Genomic DNA, 262 nt, shown 5'->3' on the forward strand with positions numbered 1-262 from the left:
GACTACTTCTTGTGGCCGATGTACACGGCAATACGGCACTCGCCATCAGTTTGATAGCGCGCGGTATAGCCGTTCGAATCTGTTACGCCTTTCACCGTTGCACCGGATGGCAAACGAACGGTGTAATAGGTATCCGCGAGCGGGTTTCCGGCGCGATCGCATAGCTTGAACCGTTCGTCGTGTGTGGCGCTCTGCCTGTCGAGTAACGCGGCCAGGCTTGCTGCATAACCCATGTCCCCCCATTCGTCCTCCCAACTGTGAG

Annotated in this window: 1 pseudogene; it reads right to left on the bottom strand. The window is 57.3% G+C overall.

Annotation, left to right across the window (positions count from 1 at the left end):
* Window positions 1-2: 2 nt before the first annotated feature.
* Window positions 3-262 (bottom strand): annotated as a pseudogene (locus SB786_RS36655) (hypothetical protein); the annotation flags it as partial.

This window comes from Burkholderia sp. SIMBA_062 (genome assembly GCF_046534765.1).
GTDB lineage: Bacteria > Pseudomonadota > Gammaproteobacteria > Burkholderiales > Burkholderiaceae > Burkholderia > Burkholderia ambifaria.